The organism is Anaerostipes caccae L1-92 (genome assembly GCF_014467075.1).
In the GTDB taxonomy this organism is placed as follows: Bacteria; Bacillota; Clostridia; order Lachnospirales; family Lachnospiraceae; genus Anaerostipes; species Anaerostipes caccae.
In genome coordinates, this window is the sequence record NZ_AP023027.1 from 2,412,260 (window position 1) to 2,429,360 (window position 17,101).

15 protein-coding genes are annotated in these 17,101 nt (G+C 45.4%); 3 read left to right on the top strand and 12 right to left on the bottom strand.

Going from position 1 to position 17,101, the window contains the following annotated elements:
• The first annotated feature begins 123 nt into the window (after positions 1-123).
• Entirely contained in the window at positions 124-1,545 is a 1,422-nt protein-coding gene (locus ANCC_RS11830) for a phospholipase D family protein (RefSeq protein ID WP_156340458.1), read from the top strand.
• Between the two features lie 325 nt (positions 1,546-1,870).
• On the opposite strand, the gene ANCC_RS11835 is transcribed toward ANCC_RS11830, so the two are convergent.
• From ANCC_RS11835 to ANCC_RS11890, 12 genes are all read right to left on the bottom strand, one after another.
• The gene (locus ANCC_RS11835; RefSeq protein WP_083774666.1) at positions 1,871-2,056 is read right to left on the bottom strand and encodes a cysteine-rich KTR domain-containing protein; all 186 of its coding nucleotides are present in this window, start codon (positions 2,054-2,056) and stop codon (positions 1,871-1,873) included.
• A gap of 1 nt (position 2,057) precedes the next feature.
• Positions 2,058-3,788, bottom strand: a complete 1,731-nt coding sequence (locus tag ANCC_RS11840) for an ABC transporter ATP-binding protein (protein ID WP_006569011.1) — start codon at positions 3,786-3,788, stop codon at positions 2,058-2,060.
• A complete protein-coding gene (locus ANCC_RS11845) occupies positions 3,785-5,650 on the bottom strand; it encodes an ABC transporter ATP-binding protein (protein WP_039947114.1) in 1,866 nt (621 codons plus the stop codon). The genes ANCC_RS11840 and ANCC_RS11845 overlap by 4 nt, the downstream gene beginning before the upstream one ends.
• A gap of 110 nt (positions 5,651-5,760) precedes the next feature.
• Positions 5,761-6,378, bottom strand: coding sequence for a TetR/AcrR family transcriptional regulator (locus ANCC_RS11850; RefSeq protein ID WP_039947115.1), 618 nt, complete (start codon positions 6,376-6,378; stop codon positions 5,761-5,763).
• Between the two features lie 560 nt (positions 6,379-6,938).
• Positions 6,939-7,439, bottom strand: coding sequence for a threonine/serine exporter family protein (locus ANCC_RS11855; RefSeq protein ID WP_006569016.1), 501 nt, complete (start codon positions 7,437-7,439; stop codon positions 6,939-6,941).
• Positions 7,436-8,194 (bottom strand): threonine/serine exporter family protein, encoded by a 759-nt coding sequence (locus ANCC_RS11860; RefSeq protein WP_006569017.1) that lies wholly within the window; start codon positions 8,192-8,194, stop codon positions 7,436-7,438. The genes ANCC_RS11855 and ANCC_RS11860 overlap by 4 nt, the downstream gene beginning before the upstream one ends.
• Before the next feature lie 10 nt (positions 8,195-8,204).
• Positions 8,205-8,900 carry a selenium cofactor biosynthesis protein YqeC gene (yqeC, locus tag ANCC_RS11865; RefSeq protein WP_006569018.1) on the bottom strand — a complete coding sequence of 232 codons (696 nt, stop codon included), beginning with the start codon at positions 8,898-8,900 and terminating at the stop codon, positions 8,205-8,207.
• 59 nt (positions 8,901-8,959) lie between these two features.
• Complete coding sequence (locus ANCC_RS11870; protein WP_006569019.1) at positions 8,960-9,724, bottom strand: ABC transporter permease; 765 nt, start codon at positions 9,722-9,724, stop codon at positions 8,960-8,962.
• Positions 9,721-10,638, bottom strand: a complete 918-nt coding sequence (locus tag ANCC_RS11875) for an ABC transporter ATP-binding protein (protein WP_006569020.1) — start codon at positions 10,636-10,638, stop codon at positions 9,721-9,723. Before ANCC_RS11875 ends, ANCC_RS11870 begins: the two co-directional genes overlap by 4 nt.
• Positions 10,635-10,838: a PLDc N-terminal domain-containing protein gene (locus tag ANCC_RS11880; protein WP_009290401.1), complete on the bottom strand. Its 204-nt coding sequence runs from the start codon at positions 10,836-10,838 to the stop codon at positions 10,635-10,637. Before ANCC_RS11880 ends, ANCC_RS11875 begins: the two co-directional genes overlap by 4 nt.
• A gap of 2 nt (positions 10,839-10,840) precedes the next feature.
• A complete protein-coding gene (locus tag ANCC_RS11885) occupies positions 10,841-11,950 on the bottom strand; it encodes a helix-turn-helix domain-containing protein (RefSeq protein WP_039947116.1) in 1,110 nt (369 codons plus the stop codon).
• A 120-nt stretch (positions 11,951-12,070) separates the two neighbouring features.
• Positions 12,071-14,026: an FUSC family protein gene (locus ANCC_RS11890; protein WP_039947117.1), complete on the bottom strand. Its 1,956-nt coding sequence runs from the start codon at positions 14,024-14,026 to the stop codon at positions 12,071-12,073.
• A gap of 92 nt (positions 14,027-14,118) precedes the next feature.
• Between ANCC_RS11890 and ANCC_RS11895 the strand changes: the two genes are divergently transcribed.
• Positions 14,119-15,066, top strand: coding sequence for an L-lactate dehydrogenase (locus ANCC_RS11895; protein ID WP_006569024.1), 948 nt, complete (start codon positions 14,119-14,121; stop codon positions 15,064-15,066).
• A gap of 135 nt (positions 15,067-15,201) precedes the next feature.
• On the top strand, positions 15,202-17,052 hold the full coding sequence (locus ANCC_RS11900) for a putative bifunctional diguanylate cyclase/phosphodiesterase (RefSeq protein ID WP_039947118.1): 1,851 nt from the start codon (positions 15,202-15,204) through the stop codon (positions 17,050-17,052).
• Positions 17,053-17,101: the final 49 nt, after the last annotated feature.

Consider the following 17,101-nt stretch of genomic DNA (forward strand, 5'->3'; position numbering starts at 1 on the left):
CCCTGTATGTTCCAAAAATCAAGATCAGACTTCGGCTGTAAAGCTCAACTTTTTGAAATATTGTAAAACCATATCCGGTGCGTTACAATAGATGAAGAATATGCGAAAGAAAAAGGTGAACCTATGGCGAAGACAAAAAGAAAAACAGGCAGACGGATTCTGCTATTCATACTGATGATCCTTCTTTATGAGGCGGCTGGGGCATGCCTGCCCTTTGCATTCCAAAAGACAGTCAGCGATTCCTATAAAAAAACAGTCGATGTACCGGCGTTTTACGGTTCGGGCCCCGGCAGGGAGCGGGCCGGCATCGTCGAGACAAACAAAGGCGCTCTGGACACAAGACTTGCCATGTTCCGGGATGCAAAAAAGAGCATCATCATCTCTACCTTTGATATACGGGAAGGAAAGAGCACTGACGATATATTTGCGGCTCTCATCGATGCCGCCGACCGCGGAGTCAAAGTACAGATTTTAGTAGACGGACTCTACGGAATGCTGCACATGAACGGAAAAACAATATTTCAGGCCGCCGGAAGCCATCCAAACATAGAAATCCGTTTTTACAATGAGCCAAATTTTTTAAAGCCGTGGACAATCAACGGCCGGCTCCATGACAAGTATGTGATTGCGGACGGTTCCCTCCTCCTCATGGGCGGCCGGAACATGTTTGACTATTTTATCGGAGATGACAGCCGGGGAAGCATCGGCTATGACCGGGAAGTCCTTCTTTATTCCAAAAAACCGGAGCAAAAGAACGGAGCTATTCCCCAGGTCCTTTCTTATTTCAAAAAAGTATGGGATTCCTCAGACTGTAAAACAGTTTTTGAAGGAAATCCCCGGAAAGATAAGACAAAGAGTGAGATCAAATATCTCTCCCGCCGCTATCAGTCCATCAAAAAGAAACTTCCCTTGAAGACGGACTGGATGAAACAGACCGTTCCGGTAAAAAAGGCTTCTTTTGTGACAAACCCGATCCACATCGGCAATAAGGAGCCTTATGTGTGGTATACGATGCAGCAGCTCATGCTGACTGCCAAAAAAGACGTCACGATCCAGACACCATATGCGGTTTTCTCTAAGGATATGTATCAGGGAATGGAGGAACTGACTGGGAAAGTCCCCAACGTAGAAATGCTGATCAACTCCACGGCCGTTGGCGATAACTTCATTGCCTCCTCCGACTATACAAGAAACCGGCCGAAAATCCTGAAAACAGGCCCCAGGGTCTTCGAATTTTTCGGAGACCACTCCTGCCACGGAAAATCCATCGCCATCGACGACCGGCTGTCAGTGATCGGCTCCTATAATTTTGACATGAGAAGCACCTACCTGGACACTGAGACAATGCTCGTGCTGGACAGCCCCGAATTAAACAGAGAACTCAGAACATACATGGACAAGTTAAAAGAACAGTCACTAGAAATAAACAAAAAAGAACAGTATATCCCGAAACAGGGAGTGGAAAAAAAAGAACTGGAAGGTTCTAAAAAAATGCTGTTTAAATTCAGTTCCCTGTTCATTCAGCTTTTCCGATACCTAGCGTAGCAGACAAAAAAAGAAAACAATCCCTGTCGAGGCAGCTGCTATACAGGCAAGCGGTCTATCCGTTTGTGCTCGCAAATCCGTTTCTTTTCGCAACTGCTTTAAGACTGCATTTTTCTGATAGTTTACAGTTGTACGCGGTTTTCCCGCAAGACAAAATATTCGTCTATGCTGTGCAGCGTAAAACTGAACAGGCGGTTATGCTCTATGATGTGATAGGGCATATACCGCCATGTCCTTAAAACGGTTTTATAAGTTGCAATTTATCATCAATTGCATAGGTTGTCAAAAAAGTAAAGAGCCGACAACCGCATTTCATATCTGCGTGTTATCGGCTCTGCGTCTGTGCGTCTGGCTCTTTGATAACTAATATATTCATTTGCTGTACGTTAATAAGCGTTTCCTGTTTGCATTTCGGGCAGTATAGGGGAAAGTGTCTCATTTCGGTATCGCTCCGTATTCTCAACCTTGTTTTGCTCTGACATATAGGGCATATTATCCATTCGGTATTCATGCTAAATGCCCCAATCTTGACTGACCATTTGCAGCTTTACCATGTGGGGATAAATCTTGCCTGTGTCTATCAGCTCCCCCGGCGTTCCCTGTTCGGCAACAGAACCGTCTGAAAGCACAACTACTTTATCCGCGCCGCTTACGGTACGCATACGGTGGGCAATAACAAGTACGGTCTTATCCTTTATCAGCCTTGACAAAGCAGCCTGTATCAATGTTTCGTTTTCCACATCAAGGCTTGCCGTTGCTTCATCAAGTAAGATGATAGGGGAATTTTTGAGGAAAGCGCGGGCGATTGAAATACGCTGCCTTTCACCGCCGGACAGTTCGCAGCCGTTTTCACCAATCATACTGTGATACCCGTCCGGGAGCTTTGCGGCAAATTCCTCACAATTTGCCAATCTTGCCGCTGCAATCACTTCTTCATCTGTGGCGTCCTTTCTGCCAATTCTGATATTCTCCATGATTGTATTGTTAAACAGCGTCACATCCTGAAATACAATAGAGTACAGCGACAGCAATGTTTCCGGCTCTATTTTTGATATATCCATACCACCGACAGTAATTTTTCCTTTGTTTATATCCCAAAATCGCGCGGCAAGACGCGACACCGTTGTTTTACCGCCGCCGGAGGGTCCGACCAACGCGGTAACTTCCCCCTGTTTTGCCGTAAAGGACACGTCTTTTAATACAGTTTCCCCGGTATTATAAGCAAATCTTACATGGTCAAACACAATATCATAGCCTTTATTTGTTACCTTGTTTGTTCCTGTCTGGATAGGCTGGTCAAGAATTTCGTTCATACGGTTTATGTTCGTTTTTGTGGAGATTACCGCAGCAAGATTTTGTAATGCGCCCTCAAGCGGGGCATACAGCCTTGAAGCTACAAGTAAAAACAGAAAAAACAGCGGAATATCAATCTCCCCACGAATAAGCAGAGCAGAGCCTACAAGCGCAACCGTAGCAATCCCGAACTTTAATATCAACGTAGAGGAAACAACGAAAAGGGCAGTCCCAAGTTCTGTTATAATATGCCGCTTTTCCACATTATCAATTTTCATATCCAGCCCTTTCAGATAACTTTCTTCCGCATTGTTCGCCTTTAAGTCCTGCAAACTCTCGATACACTCCTGTACGCCGCTTTCAAGCGCGACATTTGCCGCTACGGATTTACGGTTAAAGTATTCCTGTATGCGGGCTGAAAAAAATGTGATGGTAAATGCAATCGGTAAAACCCAAACCGCCGCAAGAGCCATACGCCAATCATAAGCAAACAGGCAAATCGCAATCAGCGTTGTTGAAATAAGGGAGCCTGCCAAAGCGGGTACATAATGGGAAAATGCCTGTTCAAGTGTGGCACAATCGCCCATAATGGAGTTTGTTAAATCGGCAAGGTCTTTTTTCCCAAAAAAGGATAAGGGGATTTTGCGGAGCTGCTCTGCTAACGAAATGCGTCTTACTCCGCTTTCCACATAAGTCGCTAAATAGGTGGCGTTATATTGAAACCAAGTTACAACAAAGATAAGGCATAAGCAAACCAAAGCGCCAACCCCGTAAAAAGCAATGCGGCTTCCATTTACGCCCCCGTTCATCGTGTCAATGACAAAATTATAGAGCAGCCCCACCGAAAGCATAAAGGATATGTCCTGCAAAACGCAGGCAATACAGCCTTTTATTAAATCGACAGCTCCTTGTCTTGATAACGCAAATCGTCTTTGCAATGTTTGAATCATGCTGTTACCTCCTTTGCAATTTTCCATTCTGCCGCTTCGGAATAATTCTTCCACATTCTTGTAAATATGCCGTTTCTCTCTATCAGCTCATTATGCGTGCCGCTCTCGACAATCTCGCCGTCCTGCATTACATAAATACAATCCGCACCTGTGATTGACGACAACCTGTGTGCAATCATGATAACCGTTTTTTCCATATGACTGCCGGATGGCATAGATGTATCCCCGGAGGGGGTTCCTTTTGAAAGTGCGGACAAAGCCTGTTGTACACGCACCTCATTGTCGGGATCTGCAAACGCGGTCGCTTCATCAAGAATTAGGATAGGCGCATTTTTCAAAATTGCCCTGGCTATGGCTATTCTCTGCTGTTCGCCGCCGGACAGGTACACGCCGTTTGTGCCTACAACCGTATCAATGCCATTCGGTAATTTTTCGATAATATCCAAGCATTGCGCAGCTTCCAGTGCATGAGCGATTTCTTCGCGCGAGGCATCAGGCTTTGCCATACGCACATTTTCCAATATGGTCGCTTTGATCAGGCGGCTATTCTGAAATACAAAGGACACCTTATTCATCAATGTTTCCTTTGGAATATCGCGTATGTCGGTATTGCCAATCAGTATACGCCCTTTTTGCGGGTCAAAAAATCTTGTTACAATATTTGCAAGGGTCGTCTTGCCTCCGCCGGACGCACCTACCAATGCTATCACCTGTCCCGGTGCAACCCGAAGTGACACATCATTCAGCGCGTTTTTTTCTCCGTCACGGCCCAGGCCGCCCTCTCTGCCTCCTTCGGAGTCATTCACCTTGTAGCTGTAACTAACGTGTTCTAATGTAATTCCATTGTCTGTAGGGATATTATTCACGCTGCTTTCAGACAATGGCTTTTCGTTTAGTACTTCATCAATCCTGCTTATTGCGTCCCCTACAATCATTGCGTCCTCGCTCATAAACATGATTTTGGTGAGTGTCGTACCAATGACAGGAGTAATCACAATATAGAAGATAAGGTTTAGCAGCAGTTCATTTGTCACGCCGCCCCTTGTAAAGAGAATACCTCCGGCAATCAGAAACGCGAATACGCCGTTGATTGCCGTTGTATAGAACATCATGGGCAGACGCAGCCCCTTTGTGTACGCAATTACCCATGTTTCGTAATTGTCTATCGCATCTTTGAAGCGTTTGAAAGAAAAGATTGTCTGCCCGAACGTCTTTACTACGGGTACACCCCGTACATATTCAACGGCTTCATTTGACATATCGGTAAGTGAATTTTGGTATTGCTCCATTCTCTGCGCCATGTCTTTTCCGGTCATTTTCATCATGATGAGAAAGCCAAGCACAACGGGAACAAGGCTCAAAAGCCCTAACCGCCAATCGAAAGCAAGCAGTAGAAAGAGCAGCCCTATGGGGGTAGCAATCGCTCCCGCTTTGTCGGGAAGCCTGTGTGCAAGATAGGTTTCCGTTGCGGCGCTTGATGTGTTGACGATCCTTCGCAGATTGCCGCTTCCGTACTTTTCTGTTACCTCCAGCGGCAGAGCTGTGATGTGCCGCATAAGCTCTTTTCGGATATTGGCGGCAACCCGGAACGCGCTTATATGCGAACACATCAGACCGGCGATATAGACAACAATAGAGAGTACCGCAAACAATACGGCAGACCAGCCGTAGCTTGTGACCTTCCCCGCCTGTGAGAAGTACAGGGACGCTTCCAGTATGTCGTGAACGATACGCCAGATATACCAAAATGGCACAAGAGCCAACAGCGCGCTCATGACTGACAGTATCCATGAAAGATAGGTCAATATCTTATGCCCTCCGGCATAACCCATCAATCGTGATAAGTTAGACTGTTTCTTCATTAAAAAAACCTCCTTAATTTTTTGTGTATGATAAAAGGGTTTATGATAAACCGCAAATATCCAATTTGATAGTTAGTATAAACTAACTCATGCATAAAAAATTATAGGGCTTATTGCCCCATAATTTTCATCCACCCGGCGGTGTAAAAAGCTCGCATTTCTTTTAGATAATGCTTTGCTTCTTCAAGCGGCATTTCATGTATAATCAATTCAAAAAAAGTGTTGAACATTCCTGTAATCAAGATATGCTCTAACCGTTTATCAATCGAAGGAACAGGCCTGCCTAACCTTTCAAGCACCTTGAAATAATCGTGTGTAGCATTTGTTTCTATTTCCACCATTTCGTCAATCAACTTTGAAAAGCGCGTTCCCTCCGAGCAACAAAGAATAAGCTTAAATTCATTTAGATGTTCATAAGCGTACAAAAGCATTTCATACATACATTCACCGGAAGTAGATGTAAGATTGTCTGGCTGTTCCTCTGGTGGGATTTTTGCAAATTCTTTCTGTGCTTTGCAAAAGCAGCTTAAAAGAAAGTTGTAATGTTCACCTACCAATGCTTCAAATAAATCCCCTTTGCTGTCATAGTAGCCATAGAACGCGCCTGTTGTCACACCCGCCGTTTTGACAATATTCCGCAGAGAAGCGGACTTAAAGCCCTTTTTAAGAAATTCCTGCATAGCAGCTGAACGGATTAAGTATAGTGTTGTCTGTTCTACTTCATTCATTAATTCACCCCTCATACATAACAGTGTTATATATCACTGTTATATGATACAGTAAAGAGGAACCTTTGTCAATAGTCTAAAAATTTTGGCAATATGGCCCCCTGTAGTGTTGTAGGTAGTGAAAGGAGCCTTCCCCATAAGGTTTTACGGCTTATGGAGCATGAAAAAGCCAAGAAAGATATTGATTGAAAATGCAGGCGCCTGATGAAGTCTAAAGGCGAAGCAGGTGAACACCTCTGCACCAATCCTCCTGTGCTGAAAAATCCCTATTCATTGGTGAACGCAACAGTATCTGACATTTTGGAGAAAAAGGAATACTTGGGGCATACGGTAAACTTCAAGACCTACAAGTAATCCTGCAAGTCCAAAAAGAAGTGCTACAATCCCGAAGAAAAACAGCTTGTGTTTGAGGACACTCACGAAGCCATTATTGACGCTGACATTAAAGGCGGTATAGTTCATACGCCGGATAAGTCAAACGGGCATAGTGGACAACAGATCAAACGCAGAAACGGCATAGCCGAAGCTACGCCGTTTCCCGAAAACAACTCCATGCTGTTTTATTGAGCTGTCCCACATTCGGGATTGTTTCCTTTTTTGTCTGTCTGTTTCTTCTTTTTAATGCGGCTGGATACCAGGCCATTGTACAATCGGTATACGGAGGATACCATCATAATCCCGCCGGACACTGCCATGGCGGTGATCAGGGTCCTCTGGCCGTACATAGCAAACAGCCCCCAGTTTTTTGCGACCGCGTAATTCATCGTATAGTAAAGCTGACCTCCCGGCACAAGGGGAATGATCGCCCCAATCAAGAAAATGGTAGCAGGGCTTTTGGCCAGTCTGGCAAGTGCCTCCGCATAGACGGTCGCCGTCATGGATGCGGCAAAATTCGGCAGAAATGTACTCGTAGTCATGGAAGCTATGACCAAGTAAACCGTCCATGAGACGAGACCTCCCAGTCCTGCAAAAAATAACTTTTTTCCTCTCATATTAAATAAAATAGAAAACCCGAGAGCTCCGATAAACGAAGATAGAATCTGGACCGCCTGTGCTATCATAAGACACCTCCCCACAGTACAAGTGCAGTGAAAGAACCTGCCGCCAGAAATACAGCGGTTACCACCACTTCACAAAGCCGTATCATACCTGCCATCACGTCTCCTCCTATAATATCCCGGATAGAATTGACAAAAGCCACCCCGGGCACAAGAAGCATTATATTTCCTATGATGATCGTGCCGTAATCTCTGGTAGCCCCCAGATGCGCCAGTATATACGCTATAGTGGCCACCATGAAAGCTGCAGCAAAGTCAGAAAACATAATATTGGAATCCAGCTTCTGAAGAAAAGCCATCAGCCGCCAGACCGCCGCTCCGCAGACTGCCCCGATGATCCCTTCCACAAATCCTCCTCCAAAAAAGACTGCAAACGTCCCGGCGATCAGTGATGCGATCAGACACTGCACCGGCAGGCTGTAAATGTGCTCCTGACGAATATCTGAAAGTTTTTCCTCCAGATAAGTAATGTCCGGCTTCTCCCTGCACACATATCTGGAAAGATCATTTAACCGGTCCAATTTATGAAAATCTGTCTTGTAATATTTGATTCGCTTCGTCTGGGTAAATACATCTCCGTCTTCTGTGGTCACGGTAACCACAATACTGGATGTGATCGTAAACGCCTCAACTTCCCTCGCCCCGTATGCAAGACAGATGCGCTCAATGGTATCTTCCACTCTGGAAACACCGGCTCCGCTTATCAGCATCATTTTTCCGAGATCCATTGCCTGGATCAATACCTGCTTTAAAAACATGTGAACTCCTCTAACGTAAAATGACCGAATATCGGCTGTCAAAACAAATACCTATACGGGCAGCCTGATCCATCCGCTCTTTTGTGTCACATTGGTTCAGCAGGATAAGGAGTTCCGCATCCGGGTATTGTTTTCTGAGCATTATAACATATTCCATACGGATCAGCTTCATAATATCCTCAAAATTAAGAAATTCTTCATCAGATTTTTCAAGAATTTTACACGCGCGTTCCGGCCGGTGGCACACATCCTTTATGGGGCGGCCGAGAGCACTCATTCCTGCCACGATCAGGATCTGGTCCGTTCCCTCCGGTATGACCGGCTCTGTTTCGTTTCTGGCCTTTACCGGCATTTTTTTTGCTCCGTCCGCCTCCACTATAGTCACGTCAGCAAAAGAGGAGGCTGCCTGAAAGACTTCTTTTGGCAGCCCCTTCATTTTTTCTCCGTCACGGAGTCCTGCTGTAACGGTCCGGCCCGGCTTCAGTTTCTGTATGATATCATCCGCATCTCCGGAAAGCACAGTCTCCTTTCCCGGCAATTCCATGTGAGTGGTCGTCGTCACCAGCACCTTTTTTCCCATCGCTTCCTGCTCTCTTGCGATCTTGAACACCGACGTCGTCTTTCCCCCTGCTCCCACTATGGAAAGGATGCCGCCCCGGATACCAAAGGCTTCAGACAGCGGCTCCTCTTTTCCTATCCTCTTCATCCTTAGTTTCTCCTAAGTTTTATTTTCTAACCTTCATTCTACAATATGATACCAAATTCTTAAAGCTGTTTTTTTCCAAAGGCAGCGCCCGATAAAACTAAGAGGATCAGCAGGAGCACTCCCGCCGCCAGAAAGTTCCCGGAAAAATCCGAAAGTCTGAGGGTCCCCGTAATCAATCCATACGGCTCGGATACGAGACGTATCGGATTGAATTCCTGGATTTTCGGTACGATATTCAGCAGAAACATCACAGCGACCATTATCCCTGTAAATAAAAGACTGGAATAACTGCTCTTTGAAATCACACTTCCCAAAAGGTCAGAGGCCAGCAGCAGTACCCCGAACAGCCATACCCCCAGAAGCGCAGCCACCAGATGGTCTATGCCTTCCATTTTCCAGAAATAAACCGTATAGCCATAGGTTACTCCCGTACACACCGCATAGGAAGCCGTCCACAAAAGGACTGCCACTGTAAACTTTGAGCAGAGCACCGCAGTCCGGGAAAGCCCCTTGGTGACCATCAAGACTAAAGTTCCTTTTTGAATCTCGCCTGCTATCATTCCGGAAAAGAGAATGGCTAAAACAGCAAGCCCCATCTGAGGCACATTTTTAAAAAACTGCATCCAGGAATCCGCAGCTGAGGGAGACGGAAGATCGATGCTGATGCCTCCGGGCATAAAACTTTTCACGAGCTCCGGGGTAATCTTTGCTATGACAGGGTTCATAAAGCCAAACATCAGAAATATACATCCGAGGATCAGCAGTTTATAAGTGCAGATACTTTCCAGCAGCTCTTTTTTTGTAAACGCCCAGTACGCCCTCATGATATCACCTCCATAAATAAGTTTTCCAGGGTCGGCTTCTGCACTTCCATCTTCATTGGACATATATTGTGCTCTGTCATGCAGATCATAAGCTCTGTTTCCAAACGGGCCATATCTGATGTGTGGAAAATTAAAACTCCATTCTTTTTCTCAACCTCAAAAACATATCCCTTCTTCTGAAATTCAGATTCCAGCAGATTTTGTCCTTCCGGCGTGCCCGTCTCCAGACAGAGGCTGTCTTTCCTGCGCTGTGCCTTCAGTTCTTCAAGGCTTCCCGAAAGGACCAGTCTGCCGTCTTTTAGCACTGCCGCCCGGTCACAGATTCTCTCCACATCGGACAGCACATGGGTTGAAAATAACACTGTTGTTTTTTCCCTGACTTTTGAAAGGATATCAAGGATCTCCTTTCGTCCCAGAGGGTCCAGGGCAGAAGTCGGCTCATCGCAGATCAGAAGCCTGGGCTCGTTGAGCAGTGCCTGCGCAATGCCCAGACGCTGTTTCATGCCTCTGGAATATCCGCGGATTTTTTTCTTTTCCTCCGAAAGCCCTACCAGTCTGAGAAGCTCTTCGCTTCTTAAACTTATCTCTTTTGAAGTGAGACCTGTGATCTCCCCGCACAGACGCAGATACTGCTCTGCATTCATATAGCCGTAAAATTCAGGCACATCCGGCAGATATCCCACTCTGCGGTTTGTCTTTGTACAGCCGTAGCGCACCGGTTCTCCCAGCACCTTCACTTCCCCTTTGTCAGCCTTTAAAAGTCCAAGGATGATCTTCATCGTCGTCGTCTTTCCGGCTCCGTTCTGGCCTAAAAATCCATATACAGAGTGCTCCGGCACCTGAAAATTTAAGTCTCTTAATACTTGATGGCTCCCAAACTGTTTTGAAAGATGTTGAATCTCCAATACGTTCATGATTCATCCCCTCTTCCAAATACAAAATACACAACCGGCCCTAAAAATTGTATAAACATGACAATTAATATCCAAAATATGCGGTTTCCAAACCGGTAATCCGGATGTCTCAGCACATGTACCAGGGCGGTCACCATCAGCACCAGTTCCAATATGATCACGGGGATCAAAAAAGGCATATATTCCATTAACTCATTCATCGTCATAACCTCCATTCTTTCTGTATGCGTTTTATTATCTCTTCAAACCTGGGATTTCCTGTGAGCGGCTCGAATGCCGGGTGTTTGAACCCGTCTGTCACTGACTGTTTGATCAGTTTTTCTTCCCGCGGCGCCTGGACTCCCAGGCACATTTCATTCAGCCATGGATCGACAAGATCAAAGAAATCATCTCCATGCAGTGTGTACGGCAGCAGATTATTCAGGCAGACTCTCTCATAGTTTTCAAGCATGGCAAGTGCTTTTTCTTCTTTTTTCTGTCCCATATACCCTACTGCTGCCGCGAAATATAACTGTGCCATTGCATTTACATGCAGAAGATCCATTTCAAATACCTCTGCGATCTGACAGCCTCTTTGGACAAGCATTTCAAACTTTTCTTCATCTTTTTCATACAGAGTCAGTTCCTGTATCATAAATGACATTACGCCCACCAGATTCTGATACAGACTGATCTGGACTGTCTCCTTGGCCTTTACCTCATTTCCCAGCATGCGGTACGCTTCCGACAAGATACCCTCATCAAAATAATTTGCCCTGACTTCCTCGTCCAGAAGTTCCAGCGCCTTTTCAGGATGTCCCTCCAGCAGTTCCATTCTGGCTTCCAGAGAGTTTGCCTGAGAGGAGAGAAGGACATCACCGCTTTCTTCCTTCACTCTCCGGCAGAGATCCGCCGCTGTTTTCATTACGTCTTTCTGTTCTTCCGGCTTCTCCAGCAGGACAAAATGGTTCATGTACAGAATGATCATCTGCATAATAAGAGGGAAACAGGAATAATACTTCTTCAAGATCCCGTCGCATTCTTCAAATACTTCTTTTGCCGGCTTTTGACTGAAATCCTTTGCCAGCCTTAAATAAAGCTTCCTTATGTCTTCCTTTGTCATCTGCGGCTTATATCCTATGAGTTCGTCGACACTCATGTTGAAATTGGCCGCCAGCTGGGGCAGAAACGTAATATCCGGGTAGCTCTGCCCGGTCTCCCACTTAGATACCGAAGCTTTAGAGACACCGATATAGGCTGCCAGCTGATCCTGGGTTATTCCCTTTTCTTTTCTCTTTTTCACCAAAATATTTGACAGATTTAACTCCTTCATATTCATCACCTCAAATTCATTATAACCGTATACAGAAATACTACAATGGATTAGAAGTTGATTTTAGTTGATAAAATCAACCAAAAAGAAACAAGGCTGCGGTACAGCATTCCGCAGCCTTTATTTACACCGGAAAATCTCGTTCAGTTCCCTGACGGTCCCCAGGCAGTTCATGGCAAGAGTATTAAAATACAGTTCTTCGTCCAGACATCCATATACCCTGTCCTCTTCCAGGATCATGGAACCTGTCAGTTCATTTTTTGTGTAACTTTTTCTAATTCTTTTCAGTGCCCGTTCAATGTTTCCAAGCAGTTCTTCCAGCATCATGTTATTCTTCGGAGTCATCTGTCTTCTGCGCATATAGGAACCGATCTGTTCCATCTCCGAAACCAGCTGGGCATTGACCGGCAGGAGCTGGCGGAAAAATTTCTTCTCTTCCGGATTTAAATGCTTTTCTGTGTAATCCTCAATCTCCTTTGAAGCCATCTGAAACTGCACAAGCAGCTCCCGCATCATGTTCAGGTCACTGTCTTTTCCCTTTCGTACTTCTCCCATTATTTTTTCATCGATATCCAGCAGGCTGTTTACACTTTTTAAAAATTCAGACTCAGCGGTGATCGGAAGGAGAAATTTATTTGCAAGAAGTACGGTCACAGCCGCAGCCCCCACATACAGAATCCTGAGTTCCATGGCTTCTCCCCTGGGCATGCTCAGTGTAGTAAGCGCCATTCCGTAGCAGGTGCTGTACATAGGCATCGTCCATGAGGTGACCGGTACATAATACATAAGGCAGGTCATGACGGCAATGACAGCGATATGTCCGCCGAGGCTTTTAAATAGTTCGGTCAGCACAAAGGTCACACCCAGCCCCGCGATGGTCCCGAGAATACGGTTGTTGATCTTCATCATGCTTTCCTCCGAATACGGCATCAGCATGAGAAAAGAACTCATCGGATACCAGTAGCCATGTTCCAGATTCGTCAGTCTGCAGACTGTAAAAGAGATGCAAAGGACGATAGCGAGTCTCAGCGCAAATCTCATATGAAACTGATCCAGCCTGAGATAGGACCTCATGCTTTTTACTCTATGAGAAACATCCGGAATCTTCCACTCTTTCTCCTTCCGATTCATTTTTATCTCGGTGATTTTTGAAAGCGCAAAACACAGCAGTTCCAAGATCCCGTTCATTCCCTCTCCGGCCCTTCTGGATGTCAGATTTTCCGTCCTGCTGAAGCTTTTGATTTTTTCTATGAGCTCACCGTTATCTGACTGGTTCATCTTCTGCTCCACGCTGAAAAATATACCGGAAAGCTTTCTGAAATATTCCCGGTTTTCTGAATCTCTGATGTCATCCTCTCCGATTATTTCATCCAGAAGGTACTGGAAACGCTGGAAAATAAGCATAAAATAATAATTCACCGTGCCGTATCCGTTGGACAGATATGTATAATTGCGGCTGGAGTAAATCACCTGATTCATATGGTACATCATCCGAATCAGCTCCTCTTTATCCCTTGAATCCTTCTCCCCATCTGAAAGCCTGGCAAGCTGCACCGCCAGATTATTCATTCCTTTTCTCACAGTTCCATAATGCCTTTTCTTCTTGATGATTCTGGAATGCAGATACAAAAAGGCTGTGAGAACGGCAAAGGCATAGAAAAAAGCACATAAGCGCGCAGGCATTGCCTGTGCCGGGATCGGGCGCAGCTGAAGAAACACAAATTCCATTCCGTACAAAAAATACGCTTTGGGGTTAAATTTATCTGTCAGAAGAAATACTAGAAAGAACGGTACCAGCAGATTCAGGAAAAAGCATAGGATCAGATTTAGGGATGCCGCGTACGATGCCCCGCACACGATGAGCATGATCCCGTAGCAGTGCAGCAGGTCCTGTAAGGAAAAATCTTTCTGGCTCTTTGTCCGAAATAAAAGGGTCAGAAAGGATACCATGATTACCTGGCCGATTCCAAACAGAAGAAATATCGAAAAAAACATAAATAAGGACACAAAAATAACAGGGAATGCCGCCGCCCATTTTCTCCTGGCCGTGTGCATCCTGTTCTGCCAATGTTTCATATGATCATCTCCCCTGTCCCCTGCGTTGACTTTTAAAATTGAAAGTGCTACGATTTTATCACATGAAAGCAATACTGTAAAGGAGACAGACTATGGGATTGAAACTTAGAAAGATCGTTATCATCGGAGCGGGGCACGTGGGAACTATGTGCGGGCTCAGCCTCATGTACCGGGGTGAAGTGGATGAACTGGTTTACATAGATATTGACAGAGAAAAGGCTTACAGCCAGGCGCTGGACCTTGACGATGCGGTTTCTTTGCTCCCGCATCAGATCACCGTCCGGACAGGAGACTATGGGGATGCGGAGGATGCGGATGTCATCGTTATGGCCGCAGGTGTTTCAAGGCTCCCGGGCCAGACCCGTCTGGATATGCTGGATGACTCTATCCGCATCATGAAAGAGGTCGCCTCTCATATGCAGGGCCTGCATATACCGGGAATCCTGATCAGCATTTCCAATCCGGCCGACATCGTGGCGGATTATCTGAGAAAACAGCTGGACCTTCCGAAAAACCGCTGTTTCAGCACCGGAACTTCTCTGGATTCGTGCAGGTTAAGAAGAATTCTTTCCCAGAAGATGCACCTGGACCGCAGTTCTATCCAGGCCTTTGTCATGGGCGAACACGGTGATTCACAGATGATACCTTTTTCTGCGGTCCATATTTCCGGCAAACCGCTGCTTCAGTGGATGAAAGATGATCCGGTACGGTATGGAAAACTGGATCTTGTACAGATTGAAAAGGAGACTGCCAATGCAGGACACGAGGTGATCGAGGGCAAAGGCAGCACAGAATTCGGTATCGGCATCGCTCTGTCAGAGATTGTCCGCTCTATCTTCCATGATTCAAAAAAAGTCCTTCCGGTCTCTCCTCTCCTTGAAGGAGAATATGGACAATACGGCATTCATGCGGGAGTTCCATGTATTATCGGAAAAGACGGAATTGAACAGGTTATAGAGATATCCCTGACTGATAAGGAGAAAGAAAAATTTGAGAATTCCTGCGGTGTGATTCGGGAGTATATCAGCCATATATCGTAGTATACCGATCTTCCTGTTTCTTTTAATAATCATAGACAACAGAAGGACTTTTCCGGTATAATGAAAAGAAGATAAAAAGGGATGTCCTGGGAAATATCACAGACAAAGCATTGGCTAATGAAGAGGGGAGACTTCATGAAACGTTGGAATAGAGTGTTAATACCAGTCTTTTTCTTGCTGATGATTTTTGCAAGTCTTTTTTCTGTGCGCTCTATTGTAAATATGCAGGGCTACGGCAAACTGATTAACTATCTCGGAATCGTGCGCGGATGCGGACAGAGGATCGTCAAACTGGAGTCCAACCGGCAGTCTAAAGATTACCTGATCGATTATGTGGACGACATCTTAACGGAGCTTTCCACCGGTGAAGGAAAATACGGCCTGACACCTCTCGAAGATCCTACATATAAGAAAAGTCTGAAAAAGCTCTCCAAAGAATGGGACGAGATAAAAAAAGAAATAGACATGGTCCGGGACGGAGCCGATTCGAAAAGACTGCTCGCTCTGAGTGAAAATTTTTTTGCAACCGCCAACGATACTGTATTTATTGCGGATAACTATTCAAATGGACAAATTAAAAATTTTACGCGGCTGAGTATCGCCCTCTCTGCCGTGGCGATTTTTACATGGGTCTGCATCCTTCTCATCTATTTCAGAAGACTGCTTCATCTGGAGCGCAGGAACACAAACCTGGAATCTATCGCCTATCAGGATACGCTTACGAAAGCCTCAAATCTTGAAAAGTTCCGGCTGGATTCCAAGCATCTCCTGGCTTCCAACCCTCTGTGTGATTATGCATTTTTCCATCTGGATTTTCAGAATTTCAAATACTGCAATGATATTTTTGGTTATGATTTCGGCGACCTTCTATTAAAACAGTATGCCGTATTCCTGTCGGAAGATATGACAGAAGGTGAGACATTCGCCCGCATCTCCGGAGATAAATTCGTCATTTTAAGGAAGTATGAATACCGGGAAGAGCTCATCGCACGCCAAAAAGCCGTGGACAGCCGTATCCGTGCTTTCGCCATGGACTCCAAAGAACATTACAGCCTTACCATCTACGGCGGTATATGCTGTGTCAAAGATGTGCCTTCTTCCATAGAGATCGATTCCATCCTGGACCGTGCCAATTTTGCCCAGAAGACGGTAAAAGGCCAGGAAGAACGCCATTACGCCTTTTACACCGACAGCATCCGGGAACAGATGGTGGAGGAGATCAACATTCAGAGCCGGTTCAGCGATGCGTTAAAAAACAAGGAGTTTATCGTTTACTATCAGCCGAAAGTAAACCTTTCAGCTGACTCTTTTGATTCAGCTGAAGCCCTGGTGCGCTGGCAGGATAAGAGCGGACGGGTGATTTCTCCTGCCTCCTTTATTCCGGTGCTTGAAAAGAATTTTCTGATCAGCACACTGGATCAGTATGTGTTCCGGGAAGTATGTATTCTGATGCAAAACCGGCTGAAATCCGGCCTCCCCGTCATCCCGGTCTCTGTGAATGTTTCTAAGATCCAGTTTTATAATCCGGATTTTGTACGAATTTATTCTTCCATTAAAGAAGAATATCAGATCCCTGACGGTCTGCTGGAGATCGAGTTCACGGAATCAGCGTGTTTCGAGAACACAGAATATTTCCTGGAGATCATCGCGAAGCTTCACGAACACGGATTTCTCTGTGCCATGGATGACTTCGGAAAAGGCTACTCTTCTCTCAGCATGCTGAAGGACATCCCGATCGATGTATTGAAACTGGACTCCCTGTTTTTTGTCAGCAGCCCGGATTCCAAAAAAGATTTAACCGTCATCCGGGGAATCATTTCGATGGTAAAGGAATTACAAATAAGGACCGTAGCAGAGGGAATCGAACATAAAGAGCAGGTAGATTTTCTAAAAAATATCGGCTGCGACACGATTCAGGGTTACTATTTCTATAAGCCTATGCCGGAAGATGATTTTACCGCCCTCTTAAACGGGATAGGAAAATAATAGAACAAAAAAGACGCTTTCTGATGCCTCCTATAAAACGGGCCGTCAA

Excerpts from the sequence above, each read along its gene's own strand:
- ANCC_RS11830 (WP_156340458.1), top strand. The coding sequence starts at position 124 with ATGGCGAAGACAAAAAGAAAAACAGGCAGACGGATTCTGCTATTCATA.
- ANCC_RS11835 (WP_083774666.1), bottom strand. The coding sequence starts at position 2,056 with ATGAATACCGAATGGATAATATGCCCTATATGTCAGAGCAAAACAAGG.
- ANCC_RS11840 (WP_006569011.1), bottom strand. The coding sequence starts at position 3,788 with ATGATTCAAACATTGCAAAGACGATTTGCGTTATCAAGACAAGGAGCT.
- ANCC_RS11845 (WP_039947114.1), bottom strand. The coding sequence starts at position 5,650 with ATGAAGAAACAGTCTAACTTATCACGATTGATGGGTTATGCCGGAGGG.
- ANCC_RS11850 (WP_039947115.1), bottom strand. The coding sequence starts at position 6,378 with ATGAATGAAGTAGAACAGACAACACTATACTTAATCCGTTCAGCTGCT.
- ANCC_RS11855 (WP_006569016.1), bottom strand. The coding sequence starts at position 7,439 with ATGATAGCACAGGCGGTCCAGATTCTATCTTCGTTTATCGGAGCTCTC.
- ANCC_RS11860 (WP_006569017.1), bottom strand. The coding sequence starts at position 8,194 with ATGTTTTTAAAGCAGGTATTGATCCAGGCAATGGATCTCGGAAAAATG.
- yqeC (WP_006569018.1), bottom strand. The coding sequence starts at position 8,900 with ATGAAGAGGATAGGAAAAGAGGAGCCGCTGTCTGAAGCCTTTGGTATC.
- ANCC_RS11870 (WP_006569019.1), bottom strand. The coding sequence starts at position 9,724 with ATGAGGGCGTACTGGGCGTTTACAAAAAAAGAGCTGCTGGAAAGTATC.
- ANCC_RS11875 (WP_006569020.1), bottom strand. The coding sequence starts at position 10,638 with ATGAACGTATTGGAGATTCAACATCTTTCAAAACAGTTTGGGAGCCAT.
- ANCC_RS11880 (WP_009290401.1), bottom strand. The coding sequence starts at position 10,838 with ATGAATGAGTTAATGGAATATATGCCTTTTTTGATCCCCGTGATCATA.
- ANCC_RS11885 (WP_039947116.1), bottom strand. The coding sequence starts at position 11,950 with ATGAAGGAGTTAAATCTGTCAAATATTTTGGTGAAAAAGAGAAAAGAA.
- ANCC_RS11890 (WP_039947117.1), bottom strand. The coding sequence starts at position 14,026 with ATGAAACATTGGCAGAACAGGATGCACACGGCCAGGAGAAAATGGGCG.
- ANCC_RS11895 (WP_006569024.1), top strand. The coding sequence starts at position 14,119 with ATGGGATTGAAACTTAGAAAGATCGTTATCATCGGAGCGGGGCACGTG.
- ANCC_RS11900 (WP_039947118.1), top strand. The coding sequence starts at position 15,202 with ATGAAACGTTGGAATAGAGTGTTAATACCAGTCTTTTTCTTGCTGATG.